This window comes from Paenibacillus zeisoli (assembly GCF_003994465.1).
GTDB lineage: Bacteria > Bacillota > Bacilli > Paenibacillales > Paenibacillaceae > Fontibacillus > Fontibacillus zeisoli.
In genome coordinates this window covers 484240-499335 of the sequence record NZ_RZNX01000002.1, presented here as the reverse complement: position 1 = coordinate 499335, position 15096 = coordinate 484240, and the positions used below count along the sequence as shown (strand labels likewise).

13 protein-coding genes and 1 pseudogene are annotated in these 15096 nt (G+C 47.1%); 7 read left to right on the top strand and 7 right to left on the bottom strand.

From position 1 onward, the window contains the following. Position 1 precedes the first annotated feature (1 nt). A complete protein-coding gene (locus EJP77_RS08375) occupies positions 2-820 on the bottom strand; it encodes an SDR family oxidoreductase (RefSeq protein WP_127198757.1) in 819 nt (272 codons plus the stop codon). Between the two features lie 33 nt (positions 821-853). Next, the gene (locus tag EJP77_RS08370; protein ID WP_185897245.1) at positions 854-1390 is read right to left on the bottom strand and encodes a PadR family transcriptional regulator; all 537 of its coding nucleotides are present in this window, start codon (positions 1388-1390) and stop codon (positions 854-856) included. 175 nt (positions 1391-1565) lie between these two features. Here EJP77_RS08370 and EJP77_RS08365 point away from each other — a divergent pair, with 175 nt between their 5' ends. Together EJP77_RS08365 and EJP77_RS08360 are read left to right on the top strand one after the other, a co-directional pair. Then, the gene (locus tag EJP77_RS08365; RefSeq protein WP_127198755.1) at positions 1566-2138 is read left to right on the top strand and encodes a TetR/AcrR family transcriptional regulator; all 573 of its coding nucleotides are present in this window, start codon (positions 1566-1568) and stop codon (positions 2136-2138) included. Between the two features lie 58 nt (positions 2139-2196). Continuing rightward, entirely contained in the window at positions 2197-2967 is a 771-nt protein-coding gene (locus tag EJP77_RS08360) for an SDR family NAD(P)-dependent oxidoreductase (RefSeq protein WP_127198754.1), read from the top strand. Positions 2968-3094: 127 nt separating this feature from the next. On the opposite strand, the gene EJP77_RS08355 is transcribed toward EJP77_RS08360, so the two are convergent. Then, positions 3095-4231, bottom strand: coding sequence for an FAD-dependent monooxygenase (locus EJP77_RS08355; protein ID WP_127198753.1), 1137 nt, complete (start codon positions 4229-4231; stop codon positions 3095-3097). A gap of 16 nt (positions 4232-4247) precedes the next feature. Then, positions 4248-4841 carry a TetR/AcrR family transcriptional regulator gene (locus EJP77_RS08350; protein ID WP_127198752.1) on the bottom strand — a complete coding sequence of 198 codons (594 nt, stop codon included), beginning with the start codon at positions 4839-4841 and terminating at the stop codon, positions 4248-4250. A gap of 676 nt (positions 4842-5517) precedes the next feature. Here EJP77_RS08350 and EJP77_RS08345 point away from each other — a divergent pair. Together EJP77_RS08345 and EJP77_RS08340 are read left to right on the top strand one after the other, a co-directional pair. After that, on the top strand, positions 5518-7848 hold the full coding sequence (locus EJP77_RS08345; protein WP_185897243.1) for a family 14 glycosylhydrolase: 2331 nt from the start codon (positions 5518-5520) through the stop codon (positions 7846-7848). Positions 7849-7868: 20 nt separating this feature from the next. Further along, positions 7869-9539 (top strand): S-layer homology domain-containing protein, encoded by a 1671-nt coding sequence (locus tag EJP77_RS08340; RefSeq protein WP_127198750.1) that lies wholly within the window; start codon positions 7869-7871, stop codon positions 9537-9539. Between the two features lie 116 nt (positions 9540-9655). Here EJP77_RS08340 and EJP77_RS08335 read toward each other — a convergent pair whose 3' ends face one another. Continuing rightward, positions 9656-10216 (bottom strand): TetR/AcrR family transcriptional regulator, encoded by a 561-nt coding sequence (locus tag EJP77_RS08335; RefSeq protein ID WP_127198749.1) that lies wholly within the window; start codon positions 10214-10216, stop codon positions 9656-9658. A 135-nt stretch (positions 10217-10351) separates the two neighbouring features. Between EJP77_RS08335 and EJP77_RS08330 the strand changes: the two genes are divergently transcribed. Further along, positions 10352-11587, top strand: coding sequence for an acyl-CoA dehydrogenase family protein (locus EJP77_RS08330; RefSeq protein ID WP_127198748.1), 1236 nt, complete (start codon positions 10352-10354; stop codon positions 11585-11587). On the opposite strand, the pseudogene EJP77_RS20870 reads toward EJP77_RS08330, so the two are convergent. Continuing rightward, a pseudogene (locus tag EJP77_RS20870) lies at positions 11479-11778 on the bottom strand (hypothetical protein); the annotation flags it as partial. The gene EJP77_RS08330 and the pseudogene EJP77_RS20870 overlap by 109 nt on opposite strands. A 149-nt stretch (positions 11779-11927) precedes the next feature. On the opposite strand from EJP77_RS20870, the gene EJP77_RS08320 reads away from it, so the two are divergent. Then, positions 11928-12581 carry an NADPH-dependent F420 reductase gene (locus EJP77_RS08320; protein WP_127198747.1) on the top strand — a complete coding sequence of 218 codons (654 nt, stop codon included), beginning with the start codon at positions 11928-11930 and terminating at the stop codon, positions 12579-12581. A 207-nt stretch (positions 12582-12788) separates the two neighbouring features. On the opposite strand, the gene EJP77_RS08315 is transcribed toward EJP77_RS08320, so the two are convergent. Beyond that, positions 12789-13502 (bottom strand): TetR/AcrR family transcriptional regulator C-terminal domain-containing protein, encoded by a 714-nt coding sequence (locus tag EJP77_RS08315; protein WP_127198746.1) that lies wholly within the window; start codon positions 13500-13502, stop codon positions 12789-12791. Between the two features lie 122 nt (positions 13503-13624). Between EJP77_RS08315 and EJP77_RS08310 the strand changes: the two genes are divergently transcribed. Continuing rightward, positions 13625-15082 (top strand): serine hydrolase domain-containing protein, encoded by a 1458-nt coding sequence (locus tag EJP77_RS08310; RefSeq protein WP_127198745.1) that lies wholly within the window; start codon positions 13625-13627, stop codon positions 15080-15082. Positions 15083-15096 lie beyond the last annotated feature (14 nt).

Genomic DNA, 15096 nt, shown 5'->3' with positions numbered 1-15096 from the left:
TTCAGGCGAAATGCTGGGCTATATTCGACAGGTATTCCTCTTCCTCCGTATTTTCCTTCATATGAATGAGCATCTTGGCGTCTTCTCCAACTACATATCGGAATTGAGGGGTACCGTCCGTCGCGGCCTGATATATAGTTTCGGCAACCATTTCTGGTGGTGAGGCGTATGAGGGGTTTTTCTCCATCTCACCCAGTTTACTTCGAAATGCAGTAGTAAACGGCTGATAGTCGGTTAATGCATCATTAAAAAAGAACTCCATCGATCTTCCGCCAAAGTCTGTCTTAATAGCACCGGGTTCAATCAGTTTTACTTTGATGTTCAGTGAAGCTAATTCATAAGATACCGACTCTGAGAAGCCCTCCACTGCAAACTTGGACGCATGATACAGTGACATCGTAGGGAAGGTGACTCTCCCGCCCATAGAAGAGATGTTGATCAACAGACCTTCTTGATTGGATCTGAAATGGGGCAGCATGGCTTTAGTCATTCGAATCAGACCAAACACGTTCACTTCAAACTGTCTTCTAATCTGCTCTTCCGTAGCTGCTTCTATGAGGCCCATCGTTCCATATCCAGCATTATTAAGGAGAACATCAATCTTACCAAAGCGCCCAATCGCCTCCGCTAACGCAGGTTGAATCGTATCTTCTTTCTCAACATCGAGCCTAAGCACCAACACATTGTTCAGTGAGGTGAGTTCAGTTTCTTGTTCAGGTGAGCGCATCGTGGCTGCTACGTTCCATCCTCTTCCAGCAAAATATTTCACTGTAGTTCTACCAATGCCCGTTGAAGCCCCCGTAATAAAAATAGTTTTCATAATCTTCCTCCTTATTCGAATTCACTACTACGTTCAGCCTTGCTCTTCCAATAACTTCTCGAGGTTCACAATCCCCTCGGCGATGGTTGCGAGTTTAGCCTTATACTCTTCTATCCCAATTTGGATGCAGATGATCTGCGCTGGATGCATTTCATCTTTATATAGCGAATATTGCCCAAGTAATTGATCTAACTTCTTTTGCGATTCCTCTTGAGCTTGCCTGAGCCAAGTAATTACCTTGTCATATCCAACGAATTCACCAAAATAAAGCCGCATCATAAAGTCTGATTTCCTGCTGCTGTCACCTTCTAGCGGGGCTAGTAAGTAAGCATTAAAACAATCTCTTCCTTTAGGCGTTATATTGATTAGATTTTTGTTAGGTTTACCGTCCTGGAGCACATTTTCCTTAGTGATGAGTCCCTCCTTTTCCATACGGGCAAGCGTAGGATAGATGGTTCCATAGCTGGAGCTGTAGAAATTTGAGAAGACCTCCTCTAATAACTGCTTGATTTGGTAGCCGGTTAATGCCTCCCTCATAAGCATGCCTAAAATAACATCCTGACTGTTCAAAGCAAATCCTCCTTGCAAGTTTGGAAAAATCTTCATGTCACGGTCTTAATATATCAGACTGATATATATTGAGTCAATATATTCCATTTGCTTAATTGTAAGAAAATTATGCAAGTCCAACAGCTTGAAGGAAAACCTCCTTGACAATCTACCTACTGGTAGGTAATATGTGGATATGAATAACAACACTCTAGACCAAATTTTAGATACTGCACAGCAGCTCGTTCAGTCCGTAGGCTATAATGCATTCAGTTACGCGGACATTTCCAAAGAAATAGGAATTCGGAAGGCAAGTATTCATTACCATTTCCCCAACAAGGCAGATTTGGGAGAGGCGTTAGTGGTACGGTACCATGTTAACTTCGCGGCTGCTTTGAAACACATTGATTCGCTTGAAGTGAATGACTTGGAGAAGCTGCGTAAATTTACTGAGCTTTACAAGGCGGGGCCCACGAGTGATTTTCGGCTTTGTTTAGGTGTGATGTATGGAACTGACTACATTACACTACCGGAGAAAGTGCAAGAGAAGCTCACCCAATACTTTTCCACGAATTTGACATGGCTGGAGCAGATTTTAAGTCATGGCATGAAGAATGGAACGTTAATCTTTAAGGGGACAGCGAAGAGCCAAGCCCATAAGTTTCTTGCGGCATTACAGGGGGCGCAATTGCTTGCGCGCAGCTTTAAGGACATCGACAAGTTCGATGAAATTGCTGAAGAACTAATAACTGCTTTGGAACCTGACTAAAGCAGTTATTTTTCTAATAATAATCTACCTACTAGTAGGTAAAAAAGGAGTCTTGAATATGAATTTTAATGGAAAAGTGGCTGTTGTTACAGGAGGCGGAAGTGGAATTGGGAAGGCAACAGCCAAGGAATTGGTGAAACTGGGCGCTAAAGTAGTTATCAATGGACGCCGGGAGCAAGTATTATTAGATGCTGCAAGAGAAATCGATCCAACAGGAGAGAGTGTGTATGCAATCGCAGGAGATATAAGGCAGCGTGACACTTCAACCATCATTGCGAAAGAGACCGTAGATAGATTTGGTGGAATCGACGTATTGATTTCAAGCACCGGGATTTTTAAGCCCACACCTTTTTTGGAACATACGGAAGATGACTTCAACGCCTATGTGGATACAATCACGAAAGGCACATTTTTTATCGCGCAAGCCGTCATCCCTGAAATGATAAAGCGTGGAGGTGGAGCAATCGTTAACGTGGGTTCAATGTGGGCTACTCAAGCCATCGGTGCCACACCTTCAAGTGCCTATTCCGCGGCGATGGCAGGCAGACATGCATTAACACGTAACCTGGCCATAGAATTTGCGGGCGAACAAATCCGTGTGAACACGGTTGCCCCAGCTATAGTAGAAACACCTGTGTACCATAGCTTTGTTCCACAAGAGCAGCTTAGGAGTGTACTGGATAGCTTTAACACCTTCCATCCGCTTGGAAGAATTGGTCAACCCCAGGATATGGTGTCCGCAATCTTATTCTTGGCAAGTGATGAGGCAAGCTGGATAACAGGTGCCATTCTACCGGTTGACGGTGGTGTAACTGCCGGAAAACATTAGCTTGGTCTTGTGATCAGGGCTTTGGACAAAAAAGCGCCTTTTGGGGGGCTTTTTGTCCTTTATAGACTGACTAATTCTTGGAAATGGATGACTCGTCGATTGCTGGCTTCTAGGATTCCAATAGCAACTACATTTGAAACTTGTACAAGCGTTCTGCCTGGCTCCGCCCGATGCTTTGAGGGGCATGCTTCATTAGTCGATTTCGGATACTGGTAAATAGTACGCTCTCTGATTGTGCCATTTTCCCGATTTTCCAAGATTGATTGGATATTTGCTCGATTCGCTCTCTGCGTCTGGCATCGTAATCGGCAAAGGCGCTCTGATTATTGCAATGTATGCGAAGGCATTCGGCCAAGACACGCGCATCCTCAATCGCTTGGCAGGCTCCCTGTCCCATATTAGGGGTTATCGCATGAGCCGCATCGCCGACAAAAGCGACCCGATCCGAGTAAAACCGTTCCATAGGTGTAATATCCACAATATCACGGTGGATCATGTCATGAGCTGCCGTTCTTAGCAACAGATCCGGTATGGGATCATGATAGTTTTTGAAGAGATGATGCAGGTCTTCCACAGTATAATTTGCAATCTGGGGGTCGCCTTGGCGGGCGTTGATGAGCGCATACCAATACACTTGGTTACCAGGCAGAGGGACGATCCCGAATCGGCCTTTCGTTCCCCAGGTCTCAATAAAACGATCGGATAGGCCTGGAATATCGTGCGCAGCAACGACACCTCGCCAGCAGGTATAGCCGGCATAGCGATACGTATCTTGGAGAGTAAGTTGCTTGCGAATATGGGAGTGGATGCCATCCGCAGCGATGCCCAGGTCGCCCACTGCTTGGGTGCCATCACGGAACACAGCCCGTACGTGGTGATCCTTTTGCTCAAGCTGCTGTAAGGGTTTGCCCCATTCCACAGTGCCAGGAGAAAGCGCAGATAATAGAATATGATGTAAGTCTTTGCGGTGGATAGAATACAGGCTGCCATATTCGGCAGGAACAGCGAGCTTCGTGATAGGTTGGCCCCGATCCGATAACAGATGGAAGCCGTCACTGGGAAAGCCTTGACGAATGATCTCATCGGAAATGCCGTAGGGCTTTAAAGCCTGCAGAGCATTCGGGGCGATAATGATACCTGCGCCAGCGACAGTGGGTTCAGTACTTCTTTCGTATACTTTTACCTTCATCCCTATTTGCTGCAAGGTGAGTGCGGAGCATAGACCCGCGATTCCGCCACCTATGATCAGAATGGTCTGCGACATAATTTATCTCATCCTCCTAGTTGCCATCAATACCTTCCCATACGACATCCAGTTGTTGCCTAAATGAATCGCTTATGGTTGTTGTAGGTTGAGCCCCCTGCAGTGTCCATGACAGAATCGTATGGAAATAGACCCCGACAATCGTCGTGGCAATGACACCGGTTTCCCAGCGGCTTTGCAGTTTGCCGTTTTGTATGGCACGGTCAAGGATGGATGCCAGCTGCTGATGCAATTGGTGAACGCTCTTTGACTCTTCCCCGGCAAGGTGAGCCGACTTCATGATCTCCATGGTAGCCAGTCTCATGAGTTCACTATGTGATGAAAAGTTATGAAGCAGGTCGCCTAACACGAGCGTAATCTGTTCTTTGGGATGATCGATATCCCGGTGCTTCTCTATGCTCTGATGCAGCAAATCGATCTGGGATTCTCCCAGATACAGCAGGATCTCTTCTTTCTTAGCGAAATAGTTAAAAAAAGTTCCCTTGGCAATGCCGCATTTGGCTGTAATCTCCTGCACGGTGACCTGCTCAAACCCCTTTTCACGGAAAAGTTGGAGAGCTTGTAAAAAGATTTGTTCCTTTAATTCCTTTTTTCGTGACTCTCTCAGCATTCGTTTACCTCCTCCTCAATTGGTGACCGAAGTCAAATAGTGACCACGGTCATCGTAATGTTGTTTTTGCTGATTGTCAAGCCAGAGGGAGTTGGATGCGGGCTGCGCCAAGGCAATGGTAGGGCCTCTTGTGCCCTTTATCTCATTAAAACATTAGATTGACATAGAAAAATAGTTCTCATATAATTCGATTAGCAAGGGAAATTATTACCTATTTGCATGGAGTAAGTGACAATTCAATTACATTTTGAATGCGCTATCATTGGTAGGTCCCTTTTTCAGGTAAGTTTCAAAACTTTCGACCCCCTTTTTTGCAAACGATTGCATCAATAGAAGCAGATTGAAGTTCAATCCTTAAGCCTCCTTCAATTTCAGACGAAGAGAGCGCTGCCAATTATGTGCTGGGGGTGACATACGAACCGAGTTTGCTCCATAAACTGGTGATTTTCCTGAATGCGCTGTCAATTTCTCGGCTCTATTCCAACAAAGTTCACCTATTTACGCAAACGGTTGCACGAATTTTGGCAGGTTAACCTAACCTATGGATAGTGCGATCATTTCTTCACAAATAGGTGCTTATAACTAAGGCTAAGGGGGGCACAACGGACTTTATTAATCGCATCGCTTTGCTGTTAGGTACGAGAGTAAGACTATTAAAAACGAGGAGATGATAGAGTTGTTATTTCAAAATACCCGGCGGTTAAATCCCGTTAAGTTTATCTTGGCCTTCCTATTAACAATTGCAATGATTTTTGGCAGTACCCAACTGGCACCTGTCACCAACGCAAGCAGCAATACGAAGATTGTTGTTATGCTTAATTTGCAGGATGTAACTGACTTTGCTGCATTCGATAAGCAGATGGCTACTTTAAAGAGCAAGGGAGTTTATGGGGTAGAAGTGGATATGTGGTGGAATCACTTTGAACCTGCGCAAGGGGAGTATGATTGGAGCTACTACAAAAATCTCTTTACACATATCAAGGCTGCTGGCCTGAAAATTTCTCCAATCTTCTCCTTCCACCAATGCGGTGGTAACGTAGGAGACACTTGTAACTATCCAATCCCTACTTGGGTGTGGGATCTGGACGGCAAAGAGCAAATGCAATTCAAATCGGAGTCGGGCTATTATGACAAAGAGTACATCGCACCTTGGTATGATGAAGCTGTTAATTTATATGATGGCGCTTTCAAATCTTTTGCTGCGAACATGACAGAGTTCAAAACATCTTTTGAGAAATTCCATATCGGACTTGGACCAGCTGGTGAGCTTAGATATCCGAGCTACAACTTTGCTGATGGCTGGCAGTATCCAGATAACGGCTATTTCCAGGCTTACTCCGGCGCAGCGGTTGCTGATTTCCAGAGCAAGATGGAGCAGAAATATACAGATATTGACGCACTAAATACTGCATGGGAGACGAATTACACATCATTCTCTGAAGTGCAGCCTCCTGCGAATGGCGACTTGTTCTATTCTAGCGGTGACTATAAGAAAGCTTATGGAGTCGACTTCCTGACATGGTATCAGGGCACGCTTGAGAACCACTTTACAAGTATTATCACTAAAGCTCACGCAGATCTTGATGATACATTTGGCGTTCCTTTGAGTGCAAAGGTACCAGGAATTCACTGGCAGTATAGCAACCCAGATGCGCCTCATTCCGCTGAACATGCAACAGGACTATATAATTACTCCAGATTACTTGACTTGTATAAGGCAAATAACGTTGATCTGACTTTCACCATGCTAGAAATGACGAATCAGGCAAACGGCAATGGCGAGGCTCCAAATTACAGTAAACCTCAGACTCTGATCGACGAAGTTTCACAAATGGCTGTAGATAAAGGCATTAAGCTAGAGGGCGAGAATGCGCTGCCTGTTGGCAATGCCGAGGACTATCAGACGATCTATAACGTTGTGAAGAAATATAATTATGATATCTTTACACTGCTGCGTATGCAGGACGTTGTACAGGCCAATGGACAGCCGACAAAACTGCTCGATCCGTTTGTAACGACACTTACGTTAGGTCAATTGCCTCAGCAGCATGTGTCGATGAATATTTACGATCCAGAGGCGGATCCGGTTAATGCAAAAGTATTTATTGTAGGTAACAGCAATTCGATCGGAAGCTGGAATCCTGACAATGCGGTGCCTGCAGAGTATCAGGGCAATGGCTACTGGCAGGTTAATATCGACTTGAAGGCAACTTCAACTTACGAATTCAAGGCAATCCGGAAAGATACCTCTAATGCTACGATTTGGGGGGCAGACCCTAACCTAACTTGGACCGTTCCTTATATTCCAGGCGGCACAGCTGTGTTTAAAGCCGATGTGCAAAAAACAAATCAAGACGATGCACATAAGCATTATATTTCCGGCGATGTCGTATTGAACGGATCAACGCCAGCAGGTACAACTGTAAGCTTGACAGACGCTAACGGCGAAGTGTTGACAGCTAATTATGGTGAGGAAAAGCAATCCAGCAACGGCAGCTACGGACTAATTGCAAATGCCAATGATGCTTCTAAAGTGAAGTATTATTTCGAAGTACCAAGAGGCACTTATACCTTGAAAGTTGCTAACGGAAGTCAATCGGCTCAAATGACCGTAGTGGCGAATTCCCAAACGCTTTCTGGTGAGAAGCTTATCGATAAAGTGCCAGATTTGCAGCTACCGGCAAAAGAGTATGCCTTCACGGTTACGAAAAAATCGTTCAGCACCACTGGTGGCGTAACGGCATCTGTAAATGTGGCGCCAACTCCAAGTGGAGCAGACATCTCGAATAAGGTCGTAATTTTCATGCTGATGAATGGCAACACGCCTGTAGGTATTAATGCAGTTGGCGCATCCGGTTCAGCAGCTCAAGACGTGTCTACGTTCTTTAACGTTACCGGCGGCAATTACAAACTGAAAGTATTCGTTGTAGATTCGTACGAGATCAGCAGCACCACAAATATCGGAAATGTGCTGGCAGAACCACTAGTGCTTCAAAATAATAATTAAGAAAGTAGGGGAAATCTGCTGTGCCCAAAAAATTACTAGCAACCTTATCGATATCCCTCATGGTCGCGATGACAGGCGTTTCAGCGGCGTATGCAACCCCGATCCAGCAGTCGGTGACGGATCTCAGCGTCCTGGTTCCTGCAAATGTAGCCCAGGGAAGCTCATTAGTTATTACTGGTAGCTCCCCTGTATCGACAGTCAGTATTAAAGTGATCGGACCTAACCAGTTGAACCTGTTCTTCGATGTTCTAGATGTGGCCAACGGGACCTATCAAGATACCTTTATGATTCCAGCAAATGATTCAAGATGGCCGGTAGGTCAATACACAGTAGTAGTAGGACAGGGAACGGATGTTAAGACAGCAACCTTTAATGTAACTGCGCCATCTAGCAGTGGCGGCGGAACTGGAAGCGGTGGCGGTACAACCACCGTGCCGTCCACTCCGGGAACAGGTGACAAAGAGCGAATCAATCCAACAGTTCCGGCAGGTGCGGTGATCAGCGACATTTCCTCTGCGGTGACCGTTCAGCCGGGTGCTGCAGGAGTGAGTCAAGTGGTTGTAGATAGCAATAAGGCGATCGCTGCCATTCAAAGCAGCAAGGATAATGCCAAGGCGTTTGCTATCACTGTTCCAGAGGTAAAAGGATCTGAGGCAGTGTCCGTGTCCATTCCTGCCGATGTATCTAAGGCCGTCCTAGACAAGGGAGGCAACGGGGCATCCATTCTAGTTGTGACTTCGTTTGGCGAATATAATCTGCCGCTCAAGGCATTGGGCAGCCAATCTCTTAACACAATTGTTGTAACTGTAGCTCAGGCTAATGATGCGACTGAGAAACAAATTGGCGATAAAGCCGTTGGAAAAGGCTTGACGCTGCTTGGTTCACCGACTACTTTCACCGTAGAGTTGGTAAAGGCTGACGGAACCAGACAAGAAATTGAGAACTTCAACAATGTCTATGTGCCGCGTTCTATTCATGTCGGTGCAACGATCGATACTACTAATGCTGTAGCTGTTAAAGTGAATGCGGATGGCAGTCTGATTCCGGTTCCAACGTATTTCACTAAAGATTCAACGGGAATCTCAGCCGTAATTAATCGTACGAGCAACAGCACGTATGCGGTTGTGTCAGGGACTAAATCTTTTGCGGATATTAAAGGTCATTGGGCAGAAGCAACCATCTCCAAGATGGCTTCTCACTTGCTGGTTAACGGCATAACCGATGCGAAGTTCGGACCTCAACTGAACATCACTCGTGCGGAGTTCACCAGTCTGGTAGTTAGAGCGCTTGGGTTGTCTGATAGTGCTGGAACCTCATCTTTTAATGATGTGAAGCCGTCAGACTGGTTCTACAAAGAAGTAGGTATTGCTGTATCCGCGGGATTGATTAAAGGCGAAGGCGATCAGTTCAAGCCTGGAGATCAGATTACCCGTGAGCAGATGGCTGCGATCTTTGAACGTGCGTTGAAATTTGCCGGAACCTCCGTGCCAAGCTCAACAACGACTTTAACGTTTGCAGATAAGAATAGCATCTCAGCTTGGGCCGCTCCTTCGATCTCAGCGGTAGTTCAGCTGGGGATTGTGAAAGGGGATGAGCGCGGAATGCTTCATCCTGGAGCCCCTGCGACTCGTGCCGAAGGAACAGTTATGCTGGAGAGAATGCTGAAAGTGATTAAATTCATTAACGAATAGGCTTCAATCCATGTGAAGGACTCTCTTGAGCTATTGCTCAGGAGAGTCTTTTTCAAGTTGTCCATCTACCTGACCCGGTACAAAGGCGATAAGCCGATACAACGCCCATCTCTAGGTCAATCCGCGAACTTCCAATCCGAGAAGATATTCATTTTTGCATATAATTCTTCTTGTTCGATCGGCATGTTGCTCTCAATCCACCAAGTTATCACACCAAGCACGGCTCCGATGTAAGCCTCTATCTTAATTTGCATGTCGATGGAATTCTCTTCAATCGAATTATGCTTGGCCAAGTATTCCCTGATACCCCTCCCCATCTCTCTTCGTAACAGATTTCTCAAAGAATCCCTCTCTTCGGCTAACAGAATGGAGAACAGCTTCTTATGTTTCGTTGCCAAAGAGAATAACTCTCTAAAATTATCGGATGGGGAAAAAGATACATCGACAATGCCCTTAAATTCTTCCTCCGCAATTTGCTGCATAGCGCGTGAAAGTAAATCGAATTTATCCTGGAAATGCGTGTAGAACGTAGTTCGGTGTACCATCGCTAGATCACAGATCTGCTTCACCGTTATATTTCCGAACGGGTGTTTATCCATTAAGTCCAACAGAGCATTGTATAAGAGCTTATGCGTTCGCCGGACTCGGAGATCTTCAGTTGTTTTATTATTATCCATGACAGATTCCTCTCTCTGTATCGTTTATCGACAAACTCACGATTTTATCGGTTGTTGAAAATAATTATACATTATACCATTTACTGTATAAATGCATCTTAAATAGACAGGTGTATAATTAAGGAGTGGATTTCAATGGCCAACTTAAGTACAGAATGCCAACTTACTGCTTTTGAACAGCAATTGCTTCAGAGTGCTACTGAGTTAGTTCCCTATCTGCAGAAGTTCGGCACTATGATTGATGAAGAACGACATATTCCTGATGAAGTAATTCAGAAAATATCGGATGCGGGGCTGTTTAAGCTTGGCACACCGAAGGAGTACGGGGGGCATGAGGTTAGCATTCGTGCTATGGTCGAGATTATTTCCGAGGTGGCTAAGGGGAATGGTTCTGTTGGCTGGGTCGTTCAAATTTTTAACGGAAATAACTATAACGCATCCCTATCATTACCTTCGGACGTATTAGAGTCGATCTATAGCCAGGTAGAGGAGATACGTTTCTGCTCTGTCCTGCTAGCACGTAAAGCGGTTGTGAAGAAAGTAGACGGAGGGTATTTGGTAGAGGAGGGCTTTTGGGGGTTCGGTTCAGGTTCAAAGCATGCAACTCATGCCCTGTTGAGTCTCAAGGACGCCAAATCCATGCAAGAAGGCAAGGCTTTGGAGGAGATGCTGGCCGTTGTACCCATGAGTGAGGTCACAATCGTTGACGATTGGTATACGATGAGTCTGAAAGGATCCGCAAGTAATAGTCTGGAACTCAAAAATGTGTTTATACCTGACAAACATGTCATCATCACCCATCAGGGAGACTGGCAGCCCGCCGAACTGGCAGGGCGTGATAGATATAAGCCTTACTCACAGCTCATTCTCAGCATCACAACGGGAATAAGCGCGATTCTCGGACTCGCTAGAGGGGCGGCCGAGTATTTTGCCCAGAAAGCACCTCACAAGGGAATTGCCATGACTGTCCATAACTCTCAAGCTGCAGTGGGTCATATCCAATATAAAGTGGGACTTGCGGCTATGAAGGTCGAATCCGCTCATCTTCATATCAGTCGAACCATTGACAATTTGGAGCGTCATGTGCAGAATACAGCACCGTTTAGTCTAAAGGAATCGGCACAGGTGCAGACAGATATGACCTATGCAGCCATGCTGTGCTGGGAAGCCGTAGATATGCTAATGGCAGAGAGCGGAGGAAGTGTGATTGCCGATTCCAACCGCTTATCTCAAATATTCCGGGACATCAGAGGCGGCTCCAATCATGCGCTGACTACAGCGTCGACTGGACTAGAGCTATACGGAAGAGTACTGATGGGTGTGCCTCCACAGTTTTTCCCTATCCTAGCCCGAAGCCTTGTGCTCTCTTGATACGCAATTATGACAATTCCACTCTCAAACCAAGCTGTACTGGAATACAGGCCAGTTTGGTTTAATACCAATCCGCCAATTGCTGACCCAAGTGAAATACCAATTTGCAATGCGGAATTATTAAAGCTCCGCTGTATATCAAACGTAGCTGGATCGGTGTGAATCAAACAGCTTTGTTGAGGGGGCGCCACAACTGAGTNGTGTGAATCAAACAGCTTTGTTGAGGGGGCGCCACAACTGAGTGCCGAAACCAAAAGTGGGATGGCTGCGATTTAGTGGAACTTCTGGGGACTCTCCTTTGCTGATATGCTGATATCAAATCAAAGAAGGAGTGGTAATCATGAAAATTAGCGTACTAGGACCAGGGAATATGGGGAAGGCATTGGTGCAGCAAGTGGCAGCTTATGTTAAGGGCCAAGTGCTGTGGGGTTCCCGTAACCCAAGGGAAGCTGAGGAGCTTGCGAGAAATCTTGGACTTGACGGGGTCTCGGTCGTTTCTTATGAGGATGCCTTGCAGGCCGATGTCATTATTCCAGCCTTTCCTGCGGCGGCAATCATGGAATGGGCGCTTGTCCATCAAGAACAGATCAAGCACAAAATCATCGTCGACATCTCAAATCCTTTTAATGAGGATTTCAGCGGATTCACGACGGCCTGGGGCGAATCATCTGCCGAACGCCTACAGTCCTTGCTACCGGAATCCAATGTAATCGGTGCCTTTAAAAATACATTCTTCAAAGTGTTTGAGAATCCCGTATTTGAGGATCGGAAGAGCGATGTGCTTGTTACAGGGGATCACGAAGAGACTGTACTCCGGTTCATTGAGGCCTTTGATCCACTTCCGTTCCGGTTCATTCACGCAGGCAAACTTGCCAATAACCGTACGATTGAACGTTTTACGTTATTGGAGTTGGAGCTTGCCGTACGGTATGGCACTTATCCTTATATTTCCCTTCAGTTGTTCGGTATCAAGGAAGCCGTACCTGTAAGTTAATGGAGTAGATGTAAGGCAGGCAGACTAATCGACCAGGCAATAGTTGTGTGAAAAAGGGTTCTGGCAGCACGGTAAGCCCGGCGCCATTGTCTATGTAACCGAGGATAACTTCTTTGAAGTTGTCCTCGGTTTTGATTGGCATCAGATGGTTCATTGCTAAGAATAACACCGTTAATTTAGCGCGAATGATGCAGCAGCATGGTATGGTTAATTAGTTGACCGCAAGGAAGCCGACATGGCCTCCAGCCCGGCGAGCAGAAGATCGACACCAAACTTAAAGTGGAGATCTGTATCGACGCAGGCAGCTATACTCGGCGCTGCTTCCACGACCCGGGGGTACTTTTCCTGAGGGAGGCCGCCGTAGAACGCCAGCAACTTGGCCCCCCACACTTTGCGTTCTTCCTCCGACCCCTGTACGTAACCATCCCCAGTAATGACTAATGACACGACCTGACTTAGCAGATGCTCGAAAATAAAGAACGCTTGCTCAGGCGCAAAGCCAGCTCTGCGCAGAATGCCAAGCGAGGTCTCGAAGAGAGTGAGCCTGTTGGCCAAAGGCAGAGACCGCCTGGACAGCAAAGATCTGCCTGAGGGATGAATGATCAATACCTGACGCAGCGCATATAGGAATCCTCTTACTTGTTCCCGCCAATCGGCCGCCTGTACGGCTGAGGTAACGAAGGAATCCAGCATCCGTTCAGTCATGGCCTCCAAAAGATCCTCTTTGTTGCTTACATGCCGATAGACAGCCATGGGTGTTACTTTGAAGTCTTGGGCTAAGCGCCGAAAACTCACTGCGCTCATTCCTTCCGTATCGGCAATACGTAATGCAAGCTCTACGACAGCCTCCCGGCTAAGGCGAACAGAACTTTTTCGGCTAGGGGTACTTTTTGATGTATCATCACTTTTGTTAGATTTCACAGTTAAACGCTCCTGAAAAATAAGATAATCTTAGTATACCGCAAAGAAGTTGACGGGTATACACTGTATACTTATAATACCTAGTATACGGTGTATACAAGGAGTGTGAGGAGTTGTTTTCAATGAAATCGGGGAAATTCAGCAGAGTCAATCCTTTCCGGGTCCTTCTCAGAACTAAACGCAGGTTAACACTGCTAGTTATCGGAGTTCTGCTTGCCTTATTCGCCTGCTTGTTGGTTGTACTTGATCAGCCATTGAAGGTTGCTTCGGGCTTTGCCAGCAAGGAGATCTGCTCCGTAACGTTTGTGTCGGGCCTTAACCCTGATCAGGTGTATAGCGATATGATCGAGCCAGAAGGAGCTATGAAGTATATTAGCGGTCTGATTGACTATGACGTTAATCGTGAGAAACACGAAGTCACGACGACCATCGCGGGATTGTACAAAACTCGGGCGGCGTACGGTGAGGGGATAGGATGCACGTTAGTTCATAGCCCGGAGGATGTTAACCTGGCTGCAGCCGCTGACTTTAAAGCCCCTGCTGAACGAGTGAAGCCGCAGGCTGACGAGATCGCAGGGCCGGGTGTGGTTAAGCCCCAGAACGAGCAGCTGCGTGCCGCGCTGGACCGGGCTTTTGCTGAGCGGGAGAAGCCTCCCTTTAAACGCACCCAGGCCATTGTCGTGGTCAAGGACGGTAAAGTGGTTGCCGAGCGTTATGCTCCTGGCGTAGGTGTGAACACACCCTTGCTCGGATATTCGGCGACCAAATCCGTCACCAACGCACTGATCGGCATTTTGGTCCGTCAAGGAAAGCTGAATGTCGAGCAATTGGCCCCCATTGCAGCATGGCACAATGAACAGGACCCGCGCCACGCCATCACGATAGATGAACTGCTGCGCCAAACCAGCGGTCTCGCTCTTAAAGAGACCAGTACCGGCTTCGATCCTGCATCCCGAATGGTTTTTATCGAGCGGGACATGGCGGGCTTCGCCGAGAAGGCCAAGCTGACCGCTGCGCCCGGAAGCGAGTGGGCCTACACGGACGGCAATTATATCCTGCTCTCGCGCATAATACGTGACGCCGCTGGCGGCCGTGCCTCGGATGTACGGCAGCTGGCACAGCGTGAGCTTTTTGGGCCAGTGGGTATGAAGAACGTGACTTTGGAGTTCGATGCTACTGGCACGCCAAACGGTGCCATGTCGATGCTGGCCACAGCGCGTGATTGGGCCCGCTTTGGGCTCTTGTATCTGCACGATGGGATGGCAGGCTCGGAGCGAATCCTCCCTGAAGGGTGGGTTAAATACTCCTCCTCCCAGACGCTGAATACCGGATATGGAGCCGGGTTCTGGATTAACCGCGCAGTTAGCGGTAATGCGCCGTATGGCCTTCCATGGGGTATGCCCCATGTGCCGCGCGATGCCTTCTTCGCCATGGGCAACATGGGGCAGCACGTTGTGATTGTTCCCTCAGAGCACTTGGTCGTAGTACGACTGGGCATGTCCCACCACCCGGACGGTCTTATCGCTGGCACCGACCGGCTGGTTGCGGATGTGATCGCGGCGCTTAAGAATGGCCGGTAGGTTGTGTGGATAGA

Bases quoted from the DNA above. Each gene is read 5' to 3' on its own strand.
- EJP77_RS08350 (WP_127198752.1), bottom strand. From the start codon at position 4,841: ATGCTGAGAGAGTCACGAAAAAAGGAATTAAAGGAACAAATCTTTTTA.
- EJP77_RS08335 (WP_127198749.1), bottom strand. From the start codon at position 10,216: ATGGATAATAATAAAACAACTGAAGATCTCCGAGTCCGGCGAACGCAT.
- EJP77_RS08360 (WP_127198754.1), top strand. From the start codon at position 2,197: ATGAATTTTAATGGAAAAGTGGCTGTTGTTACAGGAGGCGGAAGTGGA.
- EJP77_RS08330 (WP_127198748.1), top strand. From the start codon at position 10,352: ATGGCCAACTTAAGTACAGAATGCCAACTTACTGCTTTTGAACAGCAA.
- EJP77_RS08365 (WP_127198755.1), top strand. From the start codon at position 1,566: ATGAATAACAACACTCTAGACCAAATTTTAGATACTGCACAGCAGCTC.
- EJP77_RS08310 (WP_127198745.1), top strand. From the start codon at position 13,625: ATGAAATCGGGGAAATTCAGCAGAGTCAATCCTTTCCGGGTCCTTCTC.
- EJP77_RS08320 (WP_127198747.1), top strand. From the start codon at position 11,928: ATGAAAATTAGCGTACTAGGACCAGGGAATATGGGGAAGGCATTGGTG.
- EJP77_RS08375 (WP_127198757.1), bottom strand. From the start codon at position 820: ATGAAAACTATTTTTATTACGGGGGCTTCAACGGGCATTGGTAGAACT.
- EJP77_RS08355 (WP_127198753.1), bottom strand. From the start codon at position 4,231: ATGTCGCAGACCATTCTGATCATAGGTGGCGGAATCGCGGGTCTATGC.